Below are 20,482 nucleotides of genomic sequence, written 5' to 3' on the forward strand. Positions count from 1 at the left end.
GACCTAACTCTCGGTTCACGTCTTCCGTAAAACCGTACGTCCGTCTTGTAAGCCCGCGCAAGCCGGGTCAGGGTGTCGCGCGGATCTCGAATTCGTTGCTCTCCGTGTACCCGGGTTGGAGCTTTACGTCACCCGTGGCGGCCGACGGAAACAGGAACGCGACCCGCTTGTCGACGATGTCGTCGCGGAATCTGCCCAGGCGAACCGGGTCGGCGGTGGTCGCGTACCGGAGCCAGAGACTCCACGTGCCGGGTGCCAGGCCGGGGATCGTGACCCGGAAGGCGGGGCCGTCGGTGGTCACCGGGAGTTCCCGGACAATGTCGTCGTGCCGTGCCTCAAGCACCGGATTGTCGTAGTGGGCGCCGTGCAGGTGTCCGGTCAGGTGGATACCGTCGGTGTCCGCGTCGACGTCGCCGACCTCGGCGTACACGGGTTGGTCCCAGACCTTGACGCCGAGTTCGCCGGTCGGCGTGCGGTAGGGGAGTTGGATGCGCTGGCCGATCGGGCCGTCAAGCAGGTGGCGGGTGTCCCGGTTACCGGCGAGCAGGGGGTTCTTGTCCCTCTTTAATAGGAAATGTCCTGGCTTGACGTGATGCCATTCGACGTCGGCGGGCAGCGGTGTGGTGCCGTCCCAGTCCAGCGTCGGCTGGGTCACCGATCGCGTGGGGCCCAGAGCGGAGAGCGGCTTTCGGCGAAGCCAGGGCTTGCGCTTGTCCGATAATTCATGAAATAGGGTCTCGTACTGCTCCGCGATGGGGGCCGGGTCGTACCGCTCCGAGTTGGCCAGCGCGGCCGTCGCCATCCGGCGGCGCAGCTCGTCGTCGTTGATCAGCTGGAGCAGCGCGTCGCCCATCGCGTCCGGGTCGCCGACCGGCGTGAGCAGGCCGTCCTCGCCGTGCTTGAGGATCTCGCCCGGTCCGTGCGGCGCGTCCGTGCTGACCACCGGCACACCGCAGCGCATCGCCTCGACCAGCGTCATCCCGAACGGCTCCCGGTCGGAGGCCACCGCGGCGATCGCGCCCTTGGCCCACTCCGGCTCGATCGGCGTGTAGCGGCCCGGCATCCGGACGTGGTTGTGCAGTCCCAGCTCGAGCACCAGCTTGCGGAGTGCGGGGGCCTCCTTGCCGTCGCCGTAGATGCGCAGCTGCCAGTCCGGGCGTTCGGCGACGACCTTTTCAAAAGCCTTGATGAGTACGTCGTAACGCTTGCTGGCGACGAGCCGGCCGGCCGCCACCACGAGTTTGGCCCGGCCGTGCGACGGCGGGATGCCGGGTGCCGGGATGCCGTTCGGGATGTGCAGCAGGCGGGTGCGGCGCAGGCGCAGGTGCTGCCGGTAGTCCTCGGCGTCGCGGGCGGACACCGTGACGAACGCGTCCAGCTCCCTGATGTGCCGCGGCATCAGCTCGCGCAGCGCCTTGCGGTGCTGATCGCGGACCAGGTGCTCCTGACCGATCCGGACCAGGTGCCGGGGCGCGAAGCGGGACACGTACGCGATCAGGCCGGGCCGGGTGGCGATCACCACGTCGGCCTCGGTGCCGCGCAGGTAACGGCGATAGCGTTCCTCGACGTAGCGGTCGTAGTCGGAGGAGCGGAAGTCGGATCTCGGATAGACCCGGGCCGGTTTGCCGCGGCCGGACGCGTCCTGGTCGTACTCCGGATGGGCCGGCCGGCTCTCGGTCAGCGACATGATCCGGATCGCCGGGTCGACCGCCATCTGCGGCACGTCGCGCCGCCGGACCGTGCTGAGCACCTCGATGTCGTGTCCGCGGGCGGCCAGCGCGGCGCCCAGGTTGAACGTCGTCTTGATGGTGCCGCCGACGCCGAACGCATCGTTCAAGAGGAAAAGCACCTTCATGCCGATTCGCGGAGCCTTCCCGGTTCGCTACAGGGCTGAGGCCCGCCAGGTTAGCCGGAACCGGCCACCGGTGTTTACCCCGCTGTCCTCCAGGGCACTCCGCGGACCGTGCAGGCATCCACCTCTCTTGCCGACCTGACCGAGTTCTTCGATCGCTACGGCGCGGCCCTGACCACCGGAGACGTCGCGGCGGTCGCCGGGTGCTACGCCCTGCCGGGAATGGTCGTGGCCGACTCGTACAGCTTCACATTTGCGTCACCCGCAGCGGTGGCGCTGTCCTTCCTGGGCGCCGCGCCGGCCTACCGGGAGCAGCAGATCGTGGCGGCGCACGCGCAACTGCTCGACGTGCAGCAGTTGTCGCCGGCGCTGACCATCGTGGCCGTCGAGTGGGAGTACCTGGACGCGTCCGGGAACGCGCTGACCGGTGACCGGTACCGGTACGTGCTGCGATCGGACGCCGGCGGGCCGCGAATCACGACGGTAATCGCGACGGACTGAAAACCGTCGTACCCAGGTGCGACCATCAGCCGGTGACTCTGGAGATCGCCGCACCGCCCGTCCACTGGCTGATCGTGCACTACGCCCGTCCCGACGGGGCCTACCGATCCTGGGCGGTGCACGCCTGGGGTGACGTCGAGCCCGGCCAGGGCGACGGCTATCCGGGCGGCATGCCGTTCGCGGGCGAGGACCCCGACGGCCGGTTCGCCTGGGTGCGGCTCACCCCGGGCGCCCGCAAGGTGGGTTTCCTGCTGGTCGACCGTGACGGCGTCAAGGACGTGGCCGACGACCGCTACGTCGACCCCACCGAGACCCCCGAGATCTGGCTCCGCCCGGGCGACCCGGAGATCTACACCGCTCCGCCCTCGGCCGCGTCCACCGAGCCCGGCTTCGCCGTGATCCACTACCGGCGCCCGTACGGCGATTACGACGGCTGGGGACTGCACGCCTGGGAGGGCACGCTGACCCGCCCCGACTGGCGCCGGCCCCTCGCGCCCGCCGGGTTCGACGAGTTCGGGGCCGTCTTCCGGGTGCCGGTCCGGCCCGACGCCATCGGCCTGCGCTACGTGCTGCACCACGGCGACCACAAAGACCTGCCCGACGACCAGCGACTCGACCTGACCGCGGCACGCGAGGTCTGGCTGCTGGCCGGCACGGTGGCGCCGGTCCGCCCCGACCTGGGCACCCTGGGGCCCGAGCTCGACCCGGTCCGGGCGCTCGCGGTCTTCGTCGACCGCACCACGATCGCCCTGCCCGAGCCGGTGGCCCGCCGCACGGTCTCGTTCGCGCTGGTCGCGGCGCCGGACGGCGGAGTGGTCCGGGAGGGCAACCTGCTCACCGGCGAGCACACCACGGTGCCGCTCATCCCGCGCCCCGGCGGCCTGTTCCAGGCGCAGGGCCGCCGCTTCCCGCACCTGCGCGACTATCGGGCGCTGTCGGTGCGCGAGTTGGGCGACGCGGCGCTCGGTGACCTGCTGCGCGGTCAGCTGCTGGTGGCCGGGTTCGACGAGGCCGGGCAGATCACGGTCCTGACCGGGGTGCAGCTGGCCGGCGTGCTCGACGACCTCTATGCCGAGGCCGCCGACGCCGAACTCGGGCCGGTGTTCGCCGAGGGTGGGCCGCGGCTGTCGGTGTGGGCGCCGACGGCCCGCACGGTCCGGCTCGAGCTCAGCAAGGCACCCGGCGAGCGGGCACAGTTGCTGCCGATGGAGCGCGACGCGGTCACCGGCGTCTGGTCGGTGACCGGCAAGCGCGCCTGGCTGGGCCGGTACTACCGGTACCGGGTCGAGGTGTGGCACCCGCACGCCCAGCGCGTCGTCACCAGCAGCGTCACGGATCCGTATGCGTCCGCCGTCGGGGTCGACTCCACGCACGGTCTGCTGGCCGACCTGGCCGACCCCCGGCTTGCCCCGGCCGGCTGGGACACGCTGGCCAAGCCGCCGCCGGTGGCACCGGCCCGCATGCAGATCGCCGAGGTGTCGATCCGCGAGTTCTCGATCCGCGACACCTCGCTGCTGCCGGCCGAGCGGGGCACCTACGCGGCCTTCACCCGGCCCGAGGCGGCCAGCATGCGCCACCTGCGGTCGCTCGCCGACGCCGGGCTCACCCACCTGCACCTGCTGCCCGCGTTCGACTTCGCCACCGTGCCCGACCGCCGTGCCGACCAGGCCGTTCCGGCGTGCGACCTGGCCACGCTGCCGCCCGATTCCACGCAACAGCAGGAGGCCGTACGCGAGATCGCGGACCGGGACGGGTTCAACTGGGGTTACGACCCGCTGCACTACACGGTGCCCGAGGGCAGTTTCGCGCTCGACCCGTCCGGGGCGTCCCGCATCCTGGAGTTCCGCCGGATGGTGGCGGCCCTCAACGAGGCCGGGCTGCGGGTGGTCATGGATGTGGTCTACAACCACGCCGTGGAGGACGGCCTCGACCGGCACAGCGTGCTCGACCGGATCGTGCCCGGTTACTACCACCGCCTGCTCGCCGACGGCACCACGGCCCGGTCCACCTGCTGCGCCAACACGGCACCCGAGCACATGATGATGAGCAAGCTGGTGATCGACTCGGTGCTCACCTGGGCCCGGGACTACAAGATCGACGGCTTCCGGTTCGACCTGATGGGGCACCACCCGCGGGCCAACATCCTCGAGGTCCGGGCCGCCCTCGACCGGCTCTCGCCCGAGGGCCGCGACATCTGCCTCTACGGCGAGGGGTGGAACTTCGGCGAGGTGGCCGACGACGCCCGGTTCACCCAGGCCACCCAGACCAACATGGCCGGTACGGGGATCGGCACGTTCAACGACCGGCTGCGCGACGCGGCCCGCGGCGGCAGTTCGTTCGGCGACCCGACGATCCAGGGCTTCGCCAGCGGCCTGGGTGCGGCCACCCCGCTCACGGTCCACGACCACATCAAGGTGGGCCTGGCCGGCGGCCTGGCGGCCTACCGCTTCGTCACCCACATCGGCGACGAACGCAGCGGCAGCGAGATCCACTACCACGGCGGCCCGAGCGGCTACGCCCACGCGCCCGGCGAGACGGTCAACTACGTCGACGCCCACGACAACGAGATCCTGTACGACGCACTGGCCTTCAAGCTTCCGCAGTCCACCACCCCCGCCGACCGCGCACGCATGCAGATCCTGGCCCTGGCCCTGGTCGTCCTGAGCCAGGGCACCGGTTTCATCGCCCTGGGCAGCGAACGCCTGCGCTCCAAGTCCCTCGACCGCAACTCGTTCGACTCGGGCGACTGGTTCAACCAGATCCGCTGGGACCCGGCCGAGGGCAACGGCTTCGGCGTCGGCCTGCCACCCGCCCCCGACAACGAGGACAAGTGGCCGTGGGCCCGCCCGCTGCTGGCCGACCCGGCCCTGGTGCCCACACCCGCATTGATCGACCAGACCGCCGAGCGCTACCGCGAACTACTCCGCATCCGCCGCGCGTCCCCCGTCTTCGGCCTCCCCACCACCGAAGAGGTCCAGCGCCGCGTCGCGTTCCCCCTGGGCGGCCCCCACGAATCCCCCGGCGTGATCGTGATGTGCCTCGACGCCACCGGCATAGACAAGCGCTGGCAACACTTCGCGGTCGTCTTCAACGCCACCGAGCACGCCACCACCCAGACGATCGGCGCGCCCGCCACCCCCTTCCGGCTGCACCCCGACCTGAAGGCCGACCCACTCCTCCGATCAGCCACCGCCGACAACGGCCGCCTGCACGTGCCACCTCGCTCGGTCGCAGTCTTCGTAGCCCCCGCGTAGCCCGGCTTTCGCCATTGTCCGTTTGCGTGGGTTATGCGCGGCGATCGCTGCGGGCGCGCTCCACACACGGCGCGCCTCTTCTCCTGCCGCCGGGCACCGCCACCGCATGCCGGGATCGGCTGGCCGCATTGTGGGCCTGTCCTGGAAGGTGGACGATCGTTCCACTCGCCGAGACACCGGCCGGAACAAAAGCCACGTAACAACCTAAGGCCGCGCCACCGATAGATCGGGGCGAGTTTCTGTTCGACCGGAACACCAATTCTTCAAGATCGCTGCCCGTCGCCACCACCCGCTAGACGGCGGCGGGTGTCGGCTCGCTGTGGCGTTCGCCGGCTGCGCGTCAATCAAATGGCGAAAGACGAGGTGTCGCTAGTGGCAAAGCCGCCCGCGGCCGGGTGGGCGTCGGGGCTGCGCGTGGGTCCACCGCTGGGCTGGGTGGGTGCGGTGCTGCGCTACATTGCGCGGCGTGCGTGGGATGCGGCTTGGTCTGAGCGGAATCGTCGTGGCGGCGCTCGGCGCGGGGTGCACCGCGCCGGCGGAGAAGCCGGCGAGTCCTACCTGGAACGGGCCCTCGGAGGCTGCCTCGGCGCCGCCGTTCGTGGAGCCTGCCGCCTACAGCTACGTCCTGACCCGGGGTTGTGACCCGGCCGCACCGGTGGCGCGCTACCGGGCGACCGTTCGGGACGGCGTGGTGGTCACGTCGGAGCGGCTGGATGCCGCCATCCGCGCATCGCCCAGTGACCCGCCGGTGGATCTCGGGCCGATCGGTGGGGAGGACGGCGAGGAGATCGAGGTGCCGGCCCTGGGCCAGCTCCTGCAGATCGCCGAGACCGCTTCGGAGGACGGTGGCGCGGTGACCACCACGTTCGATGCGAAGGATGGTCACCCCGTCACTGTTGTCGTCGACGTCGAGGAGCCGGAGTGCTTCTCTGTTTCCGAATATCGCCCCGGCTAGCCGGGCAGGCGGGGGCCGGCCTCTCGCTGGGACGCCATCCACGCCTCGACCTCGGCGGCCGAGCGGGGCAGGCCGGCCGACAGGTTGCGGCAGCCGTCGGCGGTGACCAGGACGTCGTCCTCGATGCGGACGCCGACGCCGCGTAGTTCGGCCGGTACGAGTTCGTCTTCGGGCTGGAAGTACAGGCCGGGCTCGACCGTCAGCACGTAACCCTCGGCCAGCTGGCCGTCGCGGTAGTTTTCGTTGCGGGCGTTCGAGCAGTCGTGCACGTCGATGCCGAGCATGTGGCCGAAGCCGTGCAGCGTCCAGCGCCGGTAGACCGTGCTGTCGTCGCTCATCGCCTCGTCGACGCTCACCGGGAGTAGACCCAGGTCGTGCAGGCCCTCGGCGAGCACCCGCATGCAGGTCTTGTGGATGTCGCGGTAGGCCACGCCGGGCCGGATCGCGTCGATGCCGGCCTGCTGCGACGCGTACACGATGTCGTAGACCTGGCGTTGCAGCGGCGTGAACGTGCCGCTCACCGGCACCGTGCGGGTGATGTCGGCGGTGTACAGGTTGTGGCCCTCGACGCCCATGTCCATGAGCAGCAGCTCGCCGGGCTTGGTCACGCCGGTGTTGCGCACCCAGTGCAGGATCGTCGCGTGTGCACCGGCGCCCACGATCGAGCCGTAGCCCACGTCGTTGCCGTCGTGCCGCGCGCGCAGCCCGAACACGCCCTCGAGCAGTCGCTCCTTGACCCCACGGTCGGGCGGCAGCACCCGGGCCACGTCCTCGAATCCGGACACGGTCGCATCGATCGCGGCCTGCAGCTGGGCGATCTCCCACTCGTCCTTGACCAGTTTCAGCTCGGAGAGCACCCATGCCAGCTCGCGGTCGCGGGGCTTGTCGCGGTCGGGCTCGTAGGCCAGGACGGCGCGGTCGACCTTGGCGTCCAGCCCGCGCAGCACCCGGGTGCGCCCCGGCGCCGACCCGGCCAGCGCCGGCCCGAGCTGTCCCAGCGGAGCCGTCTCGACGCCCAGCTCGGTCGACTTTTCGGCGAGCGTGTGCGTGCGCCCCACCCACAGCTCGCCGTTGCGGCTCCGGAAGAACGCGTCGGTCTCCTTGGAGTTGCGCTGATGCGTGTAGAGGATCGCGTCGTGCCCGGAGGCGGTCGGTCGCAGCACCAGCACGCTGTCGGGGTCGCGGTCGCCGGTCAGGTAGAAGAAGTCACTCCCCGGCCGGAACGGATAGTCGGTGTCGTTGGCCCGGACTTTTTCGTTGCCGCTGGGGATGATCAGCGTCTCGCCCGAAAACGCCTCGGACAGCGCGGCCCGCCGCTTGGCGTAGTTGGGCACCTCGGCCAGCGGCGCCACGGCAACCGGCTCGTCGCCCCACCCGCCACGCATGAACTGCAGGAACGCCTCCGGGAAGTCGGGGTCGTGCGACTCCGTCTTGGCGGGGGTCCCGCTCTGCTCAGCCATGGTCTGCCTCCGATCGTGGTTCGGTTCCCGACGTTACCGCCAACCTCCGACAAGATGCAGACGCGCCCATCGCGCGGCTTCCGCGTCGCCCCGCCGCACTCTCACCGATCCTGGTTACTCGACCACCGCTCGCGGTCGCTGCAGCGCCTCAGGTCGACAAGATCGGCGCCGAGAGCGGGCGGGGAGCTGGCCGGCCGGTCGGGGTCAGGCGCCGGGCAGGGTGAGGCAGGCGGCTCGGGAGCCTGCCTTGCCGGCCTCGCCGGGCCCGGTCTGGGTCTGCTCGGCGTGCAGGATCAGGGCGCGGGGCGGGTTCGACGGCGGGAAATCCCAGCCGTGCATGCTCAGTGCGGCGCCCACGCCGGTGCCGTCGGCGGTGAAGTCGAGCCAGACCTCGTTCTTCGGGTTGGCGTAGATCGGGTTGACCGACGGCGGCTTCGGGTCCTGGTGGTGCTGGTAGTGCGGGCCGGCCTCGTCCGGGATTCCGGTGCACGGCTTGGTGTGCAGGTGGGCGCCGTAGGCGCGACTCGGGATCAGGCCTCCCGCCTGCAAGCGCACCTCCGTCCCGTACGGCAGATCGGTGATGGTGAGCGTGGCGGTCGCACCTGGCGGAACCACCGCGGGGTCGTAGGTGATCGCCGGGGCGCCGGGCCGGTAGGGCAGGAACGTGCCGGACGCGACGGTGCTGGGCGGGATCTCCGCCGAGGGGGTGGGTGACGGGCTCGCCGAGCGGTAGATGGTCCACGCGGACGCGTTGGTGACCAGGGCGGACGGCGCTCCGGACTCGATCGCGTTCGTGCAGCCGGCGAGCAGGACCAGGGGCGCGGCCAGCGCCAGTGCACGAATCCTCATGGTCAAATTGTCTCAAATACCGGCGAAGTGGGCGGGTACTGGCGCGAAAAGGGTGCCGGGCGGAAGGCTGAAGGGGTCAGCGGAGCGCGGAAGGGGCGTCGGGTTATGGGCTATGCGGTGGTGCTCGGTGAGGCGCTGGTCGACCTGCTCGAGGCCGACCTGGGCGGAGAACTGATCTATCGGCAGGCGATCGGTGGCGGGCCGCTCAACGTGGCGGTGGGTGCCACCCGGCTGGGCGGCGAGGTGCAGTACGTCGGATCGCTGAGCGACGACGTCCTCGGCGACCGGCTGGCCGCGTTCCTGCGCAAGGCCGGCGTCGGGATCCGTGGTGCCACCCGGGTGCCGGTGCCGACCACGCTCGCGGTCACCACGTTCGAGGGGGCCGAGCCGACCTTCACGTTCTACGGCGAGCCGCCGTCGTACGCGCTCCTGGAATCGGACGACCTGGACGACCGGATGGTCGGGGACGCCTCGGTCCTCTACGCCGGCTCGATCAGCCTGCTGCGGGAGCCGTTCCGGTCCGCGGCCCGCAAGGCCTGGCGGGTCCGCGGCCCGATCCGGGTGTTCGACCCCAACGTGCGTCCCACCCTGCTGCCGGACGGCGGCTCGGTCACCGCCCTGCGCGACCTGGTCGAGGAGTTCTTCGCGACCGCCGACCTGGTCAAGCTCAGCTCCGCGGACGCGGCCGTGCTCTACGGCGGCGCCGACCCGGACCAGGCCGCCGATCAGATCCGCGGCCTGGGCGCCCGCGCGGTCGTGGTGACCTGCGGGGCCCTGGGCGCGTACGTCTCGGCCGCGGACGGCGGCTCGATGCTGCCGGCGCCCTCGGTGGCCGCGGTGGACGCCACCGGCGCCGGCGACTCGGTGATGGCCGCGCTGATCCGCCGGCTGCTGGCCGACGGGTTCCCGGCCGACCTGGCCGGCTGGCACCGGAATGTCCGGTTCGCGCTGGCGGTGGCCGGGCTGGTGTGCGAGCGGCCGGGCGGTGCGACCGCGATGCCGACGAACGACGAGCTCACCGCTCGGTGGGGCGCTCTGCTGTGAACATCTTCTCGATGAAGCGCTGACGGTCGAGGATCACCCGCTCCACCCGCACCTCGGCCACCAGGTCCTCGCCGTCGCGGATCACGACCTCGAAGAGCAGCCTGCGCCCGTCCACTTTGGCGAGCGTGGCGAGTGCCGTGACGCGGCGGCCGAGCGGCGTGGGAGCCCGGTGCTCCACCTCGGCGCGGGTGCCCACGGTGGTGATCCCGCCCGGCATCTGGCGGGCCGTGGCGGCGACGGTGGCGGCCTCGGCGAGCGCGAGCACCCGCGGCGTGCCGAGGACCGGCACGTCGCCCGAGCCGAGGGCCTGGGCGGTGTCGGCGTCGGTGACGGTCAACTCCACCCGGGCGGTCAGGCCGGGTGCGAACTCGGGAAGCTCCATCCCCTGAGCTTAAGACCGCGCGGACGCCGCGTTACGGGCCAGCCGAGCCCGTTCCGCCAATTGTTCGGCCAGCGCCCACGCCTCGGCCAGATCACGGTCGCGGGCCTGGCCGGACCGGCCGCCGGCGGTGTCCGCGTACACCGTCGCCAGTCCCAGCCGCCGTTGCAGCGGGCCCTGCACCACCCGGACGCTCTGCAGCCGCGCGTACGGGACCACGCTCATCTCCCTGGTCAGCAGCCCCCACCGGGAGATGAACACCTCGGGCGTCAACCCCGCGCCGTAGTACCGCAGCGCGAACGGATGCAGCCAGCGGGCCCGGGCCGGCGGCGGTGAGGTCGCCAGCTGGGCGAGGTCGGTGCCGGGCAGCACCTCCCAGACCAGGGTCCGCGCGGTGGCGAAGTCGCCCACCGGGAGCAGCCGGTCGGAGCGCTTGCTGTCCGAGCCGGGTTCGCCCGCGAAGCCGGCCACGTCCAGCCGCAGATGCATCCAGCCGCGCGGGCGCCACAGCAGCGGCCAGGTGATGGTGACCGTCTGCACCCGGTGCAGCGGCACCACCTGGCTGCGCGTCTCGAGCAGCCCGTACCGCACCATGAGCCGGCCCTCGGGGTCGCGGGCCAGCCGGAAGTCCCAGTCCTGCAGCACCCGGCGGATCGGCTGCAGCAGCACGCCGGCCATCGCCGTGAACGTGCTGGCGATGCCGATGAAGGTCCACTCGGCCTCCAGCACGAACTGCATGATCACGAACGCCAGGCCGATCGGCAGGAAGATCGCCTGCGGCGTGAGCAGCTGGCTCACCAGCAGGTCGTGGTTGCTGACCCGGAAGAGCGGGCGTTCCATGGGTGGCGCCGGGACTTCCGGTTCCGCTTCATTCGAAACCGAGGGCAACACCGAGGGGGTACGCCCGGCGAGCGCCAGAAGCCTTTCCCGAAGGGCGGCCGCATCCCGGACCGTCAGATACGCCAGCGGCGCCTCGGTCTTGCCGCCGCCGACCACCTCGAGGCGGAGTTCGGCCAGGCCGGTGAGCTGGGCCAGCAGCGGGCGGCGCAGTTCGACGGCCTGCAGGCGTTCCAGGGGGATGGCCCGGTTGCGGCGCCAGAGCAGGCCGTCCGAGATGCGCAGCTCGCGGCCCACCACGTGGTAGCCGGTGGTGAGCCAGCCGATCAGCGAGAACACCACCACGCCGACCGCCAGCACGAGCACCACGAGGGCGAACTTCTCGAAACCGACCTGGGACAGGGTCTGCCAGGACAGCGCGGCCACCACCACCGCGATGCTTTTCGCGCCGTGCAGGACCGGGCTGAGCGGGTGCAGCCTGCGGCGCGGCTCGTCCTGGACGGGCGGGGCGGCGGTCACAGGCCCTCGGCCCGGTCCTCGCCGAGGGCGGTCAACCGGTCGCGCAGCCGGGCCGCCTCGGCGGGCGGCAGGCCGGGGACCCGCGCGTCGCTGGCCGCCGCAGCGGTGTGCAACTGGACCGTGGCCAGGCCGAACGAGCGCTCCAGCGGGCCGGCCGTGACATCCACGTACTGCATTCGCGCGTACGGGACGATGGACAGCCGCCGGACCAGCAGGCCGTGCCGGACCAGCAGGTCGTGGTCGCGTTCGGCATAACCCCAGGCCCGCACGGCGCGCACGGTGATCACCGACCGCCAGGTCGCGTACGCGACCACCAGCGCCATCCCGGCCGGCCACATCCAGTACGGCTGCAGCGCCCAGCCGATGCCGAGGATCGCCAGCAGAACCGCCACCCAGATGGCCCGGGCGATGAGCTCCACTGTGATCAGCTTGGGCGACACCGGGCGCCACTCGACGGTGTCGGGCCACGGCTCCAGGGGGTCGATCTCGGCAGCGGACGGCTCGCTCACACCAGGAAGCCTAGGAGATCGCACCGAAGGGCGTCACTTCGCGCAGGAAACCACGGAGGTCGAGGAAGCCGCCGAGGGATTCGCGGTGGTCGTCACACGCGAGCCAGGTCTTGCGGTAGTCGGGAGTGTGCAGCTTCGGGTTGTTCCAGCGCAGGGCCCAGACCGCGGGCGCACGACAGCCCTTGGCGGAGCACTGCGGTGAAAGTTCCTCAACCATGCCCAAGAGCGTAGGCGCGGGAGAAGTTAGAGCGCCGGGCGACCACGGGGGAAGTCGCCCGGCGACGCCGTGAATGTTACACGGTTCACGGCGATGCGCATCCACCCGGCGTGGGTGCCCGATCCGGCGCATCGCGCAGAAAGATCGACACGACCGGGCCATGGTGACCGCCGGCGGCAGCGAGTTATGCGCACACTGCAAGCGCGTTTTCAGGTAGGACGTGTAAGTCTTGAGCGTCGGCACTCCGAGCCGGCGCGCCGAACAGGACCCGACGCCGTGGAGGACCGGTGGCTCAGCCGCTCACGCCCGAGACCGATACGACCAGCTCTGGTGGTGGTGCGCCGGTTCCGCCCGCGCAGGACGCCACCCAGCTCGAGCGGGCCATGTTCGAGGTCAAGCGGGTGATCGTCGGCCAGGACCGGATGGTCGAGCGCATGTTCGTGGCGCTGCTGGCCCGCGGGCACTGCCTGCTCGAGGGCGTCCCCGGCGTGGCCAAGACGCTCGCCGTGGAGACCCTGGCCAAGGTGGTCGGCGGCACGTTCTCCCGGGTGCAGTTCACCCCCGACCTGGTGCCCGCCGACATCGTCGGCACCCGGATCTACCGCCAGTCCAGCGAGAAGTTCGACGTCGAACTGGGCCCGGTGTTCGTCAACTTCCTGCTGGCCGACGAGATCAACCGGGCGCCGGCCAAGGTGCAGTCGGCCCTGCTCGAGGTGATGGCCGAGCACCAGGTGTCGATCGGCGGCCAGTCGCACGAGGTGCCCAACCCGTTCCTGGTGATGGCCACGCAGAACCCGATCGAGCAGGAGGGCGTCTACCCCCTGCCCGAGGCGCAGCGCGACCGCTTCCTCATGAAGATCCTGGTCGGCTACCCGACCGACGCCGAGGAACGCGAGATCGTCTACCGGATGGGCGTGAGCGCGCCCGAGCCCAAGCCGGTCTTCACCCCCGAGGACCTGCTCGGCCTCCAGCGCCGCGCCGACCAGGTGTTCGTGCACAACGCCCTGGTCGACTACACGGTCCGGCTGGTGCTGGCCACCCGGGCGCCGGCCCAGCACGGCATGGCCGACGTGGCCCAGCTGATCCAGTACGGCGCCAGCCCGCGCGCCTCGCTCGGCATCGTCCGGGCCACCCGGGCCCTGGCGCTGCTCCGCGGCCGCGACTACGCGCTGCCACAGGACCTGCAGGACATCGCCCCGGACATCCTGCGGCACCGGCTGGTGCTCAGCTACGACGCGCTGGCCGACGACATCCCGGCCGATCACGTGGTGGCCCGCATCATGCAGAGCGTCCCGATGCCGTCGGTGGCGTCCCGGCAGGGCGCCAACGGAAATCAGCCGGTGAGCGCCGCTCCGCAAGCGGGTGGGGCATGGCCGGGCCACCACTGAGCGCGTCGGCCACCGAGGGCGCGGCCCGCGCCGAGGCGGTGCTGGGCCGGCTCCAGCTGCTCGTCACCCGCAAGCTCGACGGGCTGCTCCAGGGCGACTACGTGGGCCTGCTGCCCGGCCCGGGCACCGAGGCGGGCGAGTCCCGCGAATACCGCCCCGGCGACGACGTGCGCCGGATGGACTGGCCGGTGACCGCCCGCACCACCCTGCCGCACGTCCGGCAGACTGTGGCCGACCGCGAGCTGGAGACCTGGCTGGCGATCGACCTGTCGGCCAGCCTCGACTTCGGCACCGCCCGCTGGCTCAAGCGCGACCTGGTGATCGCGGCCGCCACCGCGATGGCCCACCTGACCGTGCGCGGCGGCAACCGGATCGGCGCGGTCGTCGGCACCGGCTCGGGCGTACCCCCCAAATCCCGGAAGAAGACGGCGGGTGAGCCACTCACCCAGCCGATGGTGCGGATGCCGGCCCGGCCGGGCCGCAAGGAGGCCCAGGGTCTGCTGCGCGCGATCGCCCGCACCCAGATCCGCCCGGGCCGCACCGACCTGGGCGCCCTGATCGACGCGCTCAACCGGCCGCCTCGCCGCCGGGGCGTCGCCGTGGTCATCTCGGACTTCATGGCACCGGTCGACGACTGGGCCCGCCCGCTGCGCAAGCTGGGCGTCCGGCACGACGTGCTGGCCGTCGAGGTGGTCGATCCGCGCGAGCTGGAGCTGCCGGACGTGGGCGTGATCGAACTGGCCGACCCCGAGACCGGCATCCTGCACGAGGTACAGACCGCCGATGCCAAGCTGCGCACCCGCTACGCTCAAGCGGCGGCCGAGCAGCGTGGCGCCATCGCCCGTGCCCTGCGGGCGGGCGGCGCCGCCCACCTGCGCCTGCGCACCGACACCGACTGGTTGCTGGACGTGGTCCGCTTCGTGGCCGCCCAGCGACACGCACGCACCCGGGGGACCACCCGATGATTCGTTTCCTAGAACCGGCCTGGCTCTTCACGCTGCTGCCCGTGGCGGTGCTGGGCGGCGTCTACGTCTGGCGGCAGTTCCGGCGCCGCAACTACGCGATGCGCTTCACGAACGTCGACCTGCTGCGCTCGCTCGCGCCCAAGGGCCTGGGCTGGCGCCGGCACGTGTCGGCCGCCGCGCTGCTGCTGAGCCTGTTCATCCTCGGCACCGCGATGGCCCGGCCGTCGATCGACAAGGAAGAACCGCTCGAGCGGGCCACCGTGATGCTGGCCATCGACGTGTCGCTGTCGATGGAGGCCGACGACGTGGCGCCGAACCGGATCGAGGCGGCGCAGGAGGCGGCCAAGGCGTTCGTCAACGAGCTGCCGCCGACCTACAACCTGGGCCTGGTGTCGTTCGCGAAATCGGCCAACGTGCTGGTCTCGCCGACCAAGGACCGGTCCGCGGTGATCGCCGGCATCGACGGGCTCACCCTGGCCGAGGCGACCGCGACCGGCGAGGCGGTCTTCACCTCGCTGGACGCGATCCGCTCGGTGCCGGCCGACGGTGCCGACGGTGCGCCGCCGGCCCGGATCGTGCTGCTCTCCGACGGCTACCGCACGTCCGGCCGGTCGGTCGAGGACGCGGCCACCGCGGCCGGGCAGGCCAACGTGCCGGTGTCGACGATCGCGTTCGGCACCGACACCGGTGTGGTCGACATCCGCGGCCAGCTCCAGCGGGTGCCGGTCGACCGGTTGTCGCTGCAGCAGCTGGCCGAGCAGACCAAGGGCTACTTCTACGAGGCCGCCTCGGTGGGCGAGCTCAAGCAGGTGTACCAGGACATGGGCAGCTCGATCGGCTTCCGGATCGAGCCGCGCGAGGTCACCCAGTACTACGCCGGAGCGGCACTGGTCTGCGGCCTGATCGCGGCGGCCGCGAGTCTGCTGTGGACGTCCCGGATGCCGTAAGGGTGGTTATTGGGTGCTTACCAGCACGAAGAGGACGACCACCCAGGCAAAGGCGATGGTGAAGCTGAGGGGCGCGACGAAGTTCTTCATGACATCGACTCCCGCGAAGTGACTGGTGGGGAAGCGCGCAGGGTCACGTCGTGGCCGGCACCCGCGCATCCCGTCGTCGCGGCGCACACGACCGGGCCGGCCTCACCGTGGGCACGGCGCTGCCGGGGGATGCGGGGCGGGAAGGACGTCAGCGGTCAGACGCGCTGACGAGCGGCCCGGCCACGACTAGGAGGATCGCTATCTCGCACAGCGATCACCTCCTGAAGTCGTTCCGGCGTACGGGCCGACGAGGACTGTACTCCTTAAGACCGAATTAAAAAACGTGGGCGGGCACCGCGTGTCGAGGACCACCCGACAGGACGACGTCGGTGACCGCTCGCAGCGTGGTACTGCCCTCGACCAGATAGTGATCGTGGCCGGCCACACCGTCGGTGGGCAGCGCGGAGGCGCCGAAGGCCGGGGTGGACGGCCGGCGGCCCAGACCCAGCCCGAGCAGCCGCACCTGCGGCACCCGGCGGATCCAGTCGGCCGGGGCCAGCGCCGACCAGACCCGGGCGCCGCCCAGGTCGGCGGCCCGGTCCGCGCCCATCCCGGGCGCGCCGAGGGCGATCACGTCACCCACCTCGGGCAGGTGCGCGGCGGCGATACCGACCACGACGGCGCCGTAGCTGTGTCCGATCAGGGTCACCGCGGCTCCGGGGCGCTGCCGCAGCACGTCCCGGACGAAGGCCACCAGGTGCGCGGCGCCGGTGCGGGCCCGGCCCTCGGTGGCGGCCGTCGGCCCGACGCCGTCCGGCGTGTCGTAGCCCAGCCAGGAGATCACCGCGACCTCGGCCGAGCGCTTGCTGAGCTGCTGATAGACGGTGCGGCCCTGAACGCCGGGCGCGCGCCGGGCCACCCCGCCCAGACCGCGGTCGAAGTCGGCCAGCGAGGTGTCCGCGCCGGGCACCAGCACCACGATCCGGGTGGCGGCGCGCAGGTCGCCGAACACCTCGGCGGCGCGGCCGTCGCCGGCCGGGTCGAAGAACAGGAAGTGCCGGCCCTGCGCGGCCCAGGCCGCGTACGGGCATCCGGTGGCCAGCATCCGCACCGCGGTCTCCCGGTAGGCGTCGGCGAACGCGGGCAGCGGCTTCGCCGCCGCGGGTGTCGCGGCCGGCACCGGGAACAGCAGGGACATGGCGAGCGTGATCGGCAGGATTCGCATGGGCCGCAGCGTCCGGCCGCGACGGCACCCCGGTCGTCACCCCGTGGACCGGTCCGCGACCCGCTACCCGGGTATGACCAGCCCCGTCTCGTACGCGAAAACCACGGCCTGGGCCCGGTCGCGCAGGTTGAGCTTGGCCAGGATGCGTCCGATGTGGGTCTTCACGGTCTGCTCGGCGACCACCAGTTCGGCCGCGATCTCCTGGTTGGACCGGCCGCGGGCGATCAGCCGCAGCACGTCGGTCTCGCGCGGGGTCAACGCGTTCAGGGCGGCCGGCAGTGCCTTGTCGCGCTGCGGGCGGGCCGCGAACTCGGCGATCAGCCGCCGGGTCACCGACGGCGCCAGCAGGGCCTCGCCGCCCGCCACCACCCGGACCGCGTTGATCAGGTCGGCGGCCGGCGCGTCCTTGAGCAGGAATCCGCTGGCACCGGCCCGGAGCGCCTCGTAGACGTAGTCGTCCAGGTCGAACGTCGTCAGGATCAGCACCTTGGGGCCGCCGGCCAGCCGCCGGGTCGCCTCGAGACCGTCCATCACCGGCATCCGGATGTCCATCAGCACCACGTCCGGCGCCAGCGTGCGCGACTTGTGCACGGCCGCGACGCCGTCCGCCGCGTCGCCGACCACCAGCAGGTCGGGCTGGGCGGCCAGCAGCGCGCCGAAGCCCTGGCGGACCATCGCCTGGTCGTCGGCGATCAGCACCTTGATCATGCGCTGCCTCTCCCGTTGTACGGCAGGATCGCCGTCACCACGAAGTCGAACCGGTCCGGCCCCGCGGTCAGTGTGCCGCCGAGCAGCGTGGCGCGCTCCCGCATGCCGATCAGGCCGTGCCCCGCGCCGGTCTCGGCCGATCGGGTGCGCCGGTTGCGCACCACCAGTTCGAGCCGGTCGGCAAGGCCGCGGCCGTCGATGGTCACCGGGCCGCCAGGCGCGTGCCGCGCCGCGTTGGCGAGCGCTTCCTGCATGATGCGGTACGCGGCCAGGCCGACGGTTTCGGGAACGCGGGCCACCCCGTCCAGAGTCATCGTGACGTCCACGCCGGCCGCCCGCGCGGTCGCCACCAGGTCGTCCAGATCGGCCAGGCCCGGCTGGGGTGCGGTCATCGCCTCGTCGGTCTCGGCCCGCAGCGTCCCGAGCAGGCGCCGCATGTCGGTGAGGGCGTCCCGGGCCGCGATGGCGATCATGGCCAGTTCCTCGCGGGCGGACGCGGGCAACTCGTCGGCCAGCCGGTAGGGCGCGGTCTCGGCGCGTACCGCGATCATCGACATGTGGTGGGCGACCACGTCGTGCATCTCGCGGGCGATCCGGGCGCGCTCCTCCAGCACGGCCCGCTTGGCCCGCTCGAGCTCGGTGAGTTCCTCCTGCTCGGCGAGCAGTTCCCGGGTGCGGCGGCGGCGCGACAGGATGTCGCCGAGGGCGGCGATCGCGACCAGCAGGATGGCGGCGCCCCAGGCGTTCGCATCCTTGCCGAAGATGAACACCGGGACGAGGCACAGCGTGGTGGCCCAGGCGGTGAGCGCGCCGTCCTGGGTGACCGCGAGCCGGCCGAGCACGAACAGGAAACCGAAGATCTGCACCGGGTTCCACGGCCAGGACTCCTCGGGCGCCGCATTCATCACCCCCAAAAACATCATGGGGTACGCGAGGCGCCAGGCCAGGACTGGCAGGCGCGCCGAAACCAGGATCGGCAGCACCGAGCCGGCCGCGATGAGCACGACCACGATGTCCGGCAACTCGCGGGTGTCGGCGAGATTCGTGCCGGCCCCCAGCCCCATGCCGATCAGGGCGATGAGCGCCAAAGGCCGCGCGTAGATGCGGAAGCGGTGGCGCCAGCGCGGCCGTGGCCTCTCCCAGTCCCAGAGGAGGCGGCGCAACTGCCCCAAAGCTTCGCGCCGGGTGGCCGGGCCGATAGTCTCCACCCGGGCAGGTTACGGCGCTGTTGCCGTGCCGTCGTGACCCTGAGGTGCCAACCGGCACCCCCTACTTGGGTATGAGGAGTTCGTCGTGGCTCGCACGGTATTGGTGACCGGAGGCAACCGGGGGATCGGCCTGTCGATCGCGCAGGCGTTCGCGAAGCAGGGCGACCGGGTGGCGATCACCCACCGGGGCAGTGGCGCGCCCGAGGGCCTGTTCGGCGTGCAGTGCGACATCACCGACTCGACCGCCGTGGACGCCGCGTTCACCGAGGTCGAAAAGGAACTGGGCCCGGTCGAGGTGCTGGTGGCCAACGCCGGCATCACCGACGACACGCTGCTGCTGCGGATGACCGACGAACAGTTCGACCGGGTGATCGACACCAACCTGGCCGGCGCGTTCCGCTGCGCCAAGCGCGCCAGCGCCAAGATGCTCCGCGCCAGGTGGGGCCGCATGATCTTCATCTCGTCGGTGGTCGGCCTCTACGGCGGACCCGGTCAGGTGAACTACGCCGCGAGCAAGGCCGGCCTGGTGGGCATCGCCCGCAGCATTACCCGTGAGCTGGGCAGCCGCAACATCACCGCGAACGTGGTGGCGCCCGGCTTCATCGAGACCGAGATGACCGCGGTGCTGCCGGAGGCGCGTAAGGCCGAAATCATCAAGGCGGTACCCGCCGGCCGCCTGGCCACCACCGACGAGGTGGCGGCCACGGTGGCCTTCCTGGCCTCGGACGCCGCCGCCTACATCAACGGCGCCGTGATCCCGGTCGACGGCGGCCTCGGCATGGGCCACTGAGGCGGCGCGCCGCCCACCCTCTCTTCACGTACAAACACCGATTTTTCGGATATAGGAGTGTAATTCCGTGTCTGGACTGCTGGCCGGCAAGCGGCTGCTCGTCACCGGCGTGATCACCGACGCCTCGATCGCGTTTTCGGTGGCCAAGGTGGCTCAGGAGAACGGCGCCACGGTGGTGCTGACCGGCTTCGGCCGGCTGTCGCTGGTCGAGCGGATCGCCAAGCGGCTGCCGCAGGAGGCGCCGGTCATCGAGCTGGACGTCACCGACCCCGCGCACCTCGACGCGCTGCCCGGCAAGGTGCGCGAGCACGTCGACGGGCTGGACGGGGTGGTCCACTCGATCGCGTTCGGGCCGCAGAGCGTCCTCGGTGGCGAGTTCCTCAACGCCGGCTGGGAAGACGTGGCCAAGGCGCTGCAGGTCTCCACGTACTCGTACAAGTCCCTGGCCACCGCCTGCCTGCCGCTGCTGACGCCGGGCTCGGGCATCGTGGGCCTCACCTTCGACGCCACCAAGGCCTGGCCGGTGTACGACTGGATGGGCGTGGCCAAGGCCGGGCTCGAGTCGGCGTCCCGCTACCTCGCGCTGCACCTCGGCAAGCAGGGCATCCGCAGCAACCTGGTGTCGGCCGGTCCGCTGCGCACCATGGCGGCCAGGTCGATCCCGGGGTTCGAGCAGTTCGAGGAGGCCTGGTCGGAGCGGGCGCCGCTGGGGTGGAACCTCACCGACGCCGAGCCGGCCGCGCGGGCCGTGTGCGCGCTGCTGTCCGACTGGTTCCCGGCCACCACGGGTGAGGTTGTGCACGTCGACGGGGGCTACCACGCGCTCGGTGCCTGACCCGGGGCAA

19 protein-coding genes are annotated in these 20,482 nt (G+C 71.7%); 9 read left to right on the forward strand and 10 right to left on the reverse strand.

The window, feature by feature from the left end; translation table 11 throughout:
- Positions 1 to 67 precede the first annotated feature (67 nt).
- Entirely contained in the window at positions 68 to 1,837 is a 1,770-nt protein-coding gene (locus tag Ari01nite_RS22525) for a glycosyltransferase family 4 protein (RefSeq protein WP_203783563.1), read from the reverse strand.
- A 126-nt stretch (positions 1,838 to 1,963) separates the two neighbouring features.
- Between Ari01nite_RS22525 and Ari01nite_RS22530 the strand changes: the two genes are divergently transcribed.
- The 3 genes from Ari01nite_RS22530 (at position 1,964) to Ari01nite_RS22540 (ending at position 6,562) form a co-directional block, all read left to right on the forward strand.
- Positions 1,964 to 2,353: a DUF6841 family protein gene (locus tag Ari01nite_RS22530; RefSeq protein WP_203783564.1), complete on the forward strand. Its 390-nt coding sequence runs from the start codon at positions 1,964 to 1,966 to the stop codon at positions 2,351 to 2,353.
- A gap of 32 nt (positions 2,354 to 2,385) precedes the next feature.
- Positions 2,386 to 5,607 (forward strand): pullulanase-type alpha-1,6-glucosidase, encoded by a 3,222-nt coding sequence (gene pulA, locus Ari01nite_RS22535; protein WP_203783566.1) that lies wholly within the window; start codon positions 2,386 to 2,388, stop codon positions 5,605 to 5,607.
- A 502-nt stretch (positions 5,608 to 6,109) separates the two neighbouring features.
- Positions 6,110 to 6,562 (forward strand): hypothetical protein, encoded by a 453-nt coding sequence (locus Ari01nite_RS22540; protein WP_239162922.1) that lies wholly within the window; start codon positions 6,110 to 6,112, stop codon positions 6,560 to 6,562.
- Here Ari01nite_RS22540 and Ari01nite_RS22545 read toward each other — a convergent pair.
- Positions 6,559 to 8,022, reverse strand: coding sequence for an aminopeptidase P family protein (locus Ari01nite_RS22545; RefSeq protein WP_203783567.1), 1,464 nt, complete (start codon positions 8,020 to 8,022; stop codon positions 6,559 to 6,561). The two genes, Ari01nite_RS22540 and Ari01nite_RS22545, sit on opposite strands and share 4 nt — an antisense overlap.
- A 204-nt stretch (positions 8,023 to 8,226) precedes the next feature.
- The gene (locus tag Ari01nite_RS22550; protein WP_203783568.1) at positions 8,227 to 8,871 is read right to left on the reverse strand and encodes a superoxide dismutase family protein; all 645 of its coding nucleotides are present in this window, start codon (positions 8,869 to 8,871) and stop codon (positions 8,227 to 8,229) included.
- 105 nt (positions 8,872 to 8,976) lie between these two features.
- On the opposite strand from Ari01nite_RS22550, the gene Ari01nite_RS22555 reads away from it, so the two are divergent.
- Complete coding sequence (locus Ari01nite_RS22555) at positions 8,977 to 9,915, forward strand: carbohydrate kinase family protein (protein ID WP_203783569.1); 939 nt, start codon at positions 8,977 to 8,979, stop codon at positions 9,913 to 9,915.
- Here Ari01nite_RS22555 and Ari01nite_RS22560 read toward each other — a convergent pair.
- Genes Ari01nite_RS22560 through Ari01nite_RS22575 form a run of 4 tightly spaced genes read right to left on the reverse strand, consistent with a single transcriptional unit; the run spans position 9,887 to position 12,376 of the window.
- Positions 9,887 to 10,297, reverse strand: coding sequence for a thioesterase family protein (locus Ari01nite_RS22560; protein ID WP_203783570.1), 411 nt, complete (start codon positions 10,295 to 10,297; stop codon positions 9,887 to 9,889). The two genes, Ari01nite_RS22555 and Ari01nite_RS22560, sit on opposite strands and share 29 nt — an antisense overlap.
- A 9-nt stretch (positions 10,298 to 10,306) precedes the next feature.
- Positions 10,307 to 11,650 carry a PH domain-containing protein gene (locus tag Ari01nite_RS22565; protein ID WP_203783582.1) on the reverse strand — a complete coding sequence of 448 codons (1,344 nt, stop codon included), beginning with the start codon at positions 11,648 to 11,650 and terminating at the stop codon, positions 10,307 to 10,309.
- Positions 11,647 to 12,159: a PH domain-containing protein gene (locus tag Ari01nite_RS22570; RefSeq protein WP_203783589.1), complete on the reverse strand. Its 513-nt coding sequence runs from the start codon at positions 12,157 to 12,159 to the stop codon at positions 11,647 to 11,649. Before Ari01nite_RS22570 ends, Ari01nite_RS22565 begins: the two co-directional genes overlap by 4 nt.
- 10 nt (positions 12,160 to 12,169) lie before the next feature.
- Positions 12,170 to 12,376 carry a hypothetical protein gene (locus Ari01nite_RS22575; RefSeq protein WP_203783591.1) on the reverse strand — a complete coding sequence of 69 codons (207 nt, stop codon included), beginning with the start codon at positions 12,374 to 12,376 and terminating at the stop codon, positions 12,170 to 12,172.
- A 287-nt stretch (positions 12,377 to 12,663) separates the two neighbouring features.
- On the opposite strand from Ari01nite_RS22575, the gene Ari01nite_RS22580 reads away from it, so the two are divergent.
- The 3 genes from Ari01nite_RS22580 to Ari01nite_RS22590 are packed head-to-tail and all read left to right on the forward strand — an operon-like array spanning position 12,664 to position 15,676.
- Positions 12,664 to 13,764 (forward strand): AAA family ATPase, encoded by a 1,101-nt coding sequence (locus tag Ari01nite_RS22580; RefSeq protein WP_203783593.1) that lies wholly within the window; start codon positions 12,664 to 12,666, stop codon positions 13,762 to 13,764.
- The gene (locus Ari01nite_RS22585) at positions 13,746 to 14,729 is read left to right on the forward strand and encodes a DUF58 domain-containing protein (RefSeq protein WP_203783595.1); all 984 of its coding nucleotides are present in this window, start codon (positions 13,746 to 13,748) and stop codon (positions 14,727 to 14,729) included. Before Ari01nite_RS22580 ends, Ari01nite_RS22585 begins: the two co-directional genes overlap by 19 nt.
- A complete protein-coding gene (locus tag Ari01nite_RS22590) occupies positions 14,726 to 15,676 on the forward strand; it encodes a 26S proteasome regulatory subunit RPN10 (protein ID WP_203783597.1) in 951 nt (316 codons plus the stop codon). Before Ari01nite_RS22585 ends, Ari01nite_RS22590 begins: the two co-directional genes overlap by 4 nt.
- Before the next feature lie 364 nt (positions 15,677 to 16,040).
- Here the strand turns inward: Ari01nite_RS22590 and Ari01nite_RS22595 are convergent, their stop codons facing one another.
- From Ari01nite_RS22595 to Ari01nite_RS22605, 3 genes are all read right to left on the reverse strand, one after another.
- Positions 16,041 to 16,931, reverse strand: a complete 891-nt coding sequence (locus Ari01nite_RS22595) for an alpha/beta hydrolase (RefSeq protein WP_203783599.1) — start codon at positions 16,929 to 16,931, stop codon at positions 16,041 to 16,043.
- A gap of 63 nt (positions 16,932 to 16,994) precedes the next feature.
- Positions 16,995 to 17,639, reverse strand: coding sequence for a response regulator (locus Ari01nite_RS22600; protein WP_203783606.1), 645 nt, complete (start codon positions 17,637 to 17,639; stop codon positions 16,995 to 16,997).
- Positions 17,636 to 18,847: a sensor histidine kinase gene (locus Ari01nite_RS22605; RefSeq protein ID WP_239162923.1), complete on the reverse strand. Its 1,212-nt coding sequence runs from the start codon at positions 18,845 to 18,847 to the stop codon at positions 17,636 to 17,638. Before Ari01nite_RS22605 ends, Ari01nite_RS22600 begins: the two co-directional genes overlap by 4 nt.
- Before the next feature lie 85 nt (positions 18,848 to 18,932).
- Here Ari01nite_RS22605 and fabG point away from each other — a divergent pair, with 85 nt between their 5' ends.
- Both fabG and fabI read left to right on the forward strand, forming a co-directional pair.
- Positions 18,933 to 19,637 (forward strand): 3-oxoacyl-ACP reductase FabG, encoded by a 705-nt coding sequence (gene fabG / locus Ari01nite_RS22610; protein ID WP_203783608.1) that lies wholly within the window; start codon positions 18,933 to 18,935, stop codon positions 19,635 to 19,637.
- 67 nt (positions 19,638 to 19,704) lie between these two features.
- On the forward strand, positions 19,705 to 20,472 hold the full coding sequence (fabI, locus tag Ari01nite_RS22615; RefSeq protein ID WP_203783610.1) for an enoyl-ACP reductase FabI: 768 nt from the start codon (positions 19,705 to 19,707) through the stop codon (positions 20,470 to 20,472).
- Positions 20,473 to 20,482 lie beyond the last annotated feature (10 nt).

Source organism: Paractinoplanes rishiriensis (assembly GCF_016862375.1).
Classification (GTDB): Bacteria; Actinomycetota; Actinomycetes; order Mycobacteriales; family Micromonosporaceae; genus Actinoplanes; species Actinoplanes rishiriensis.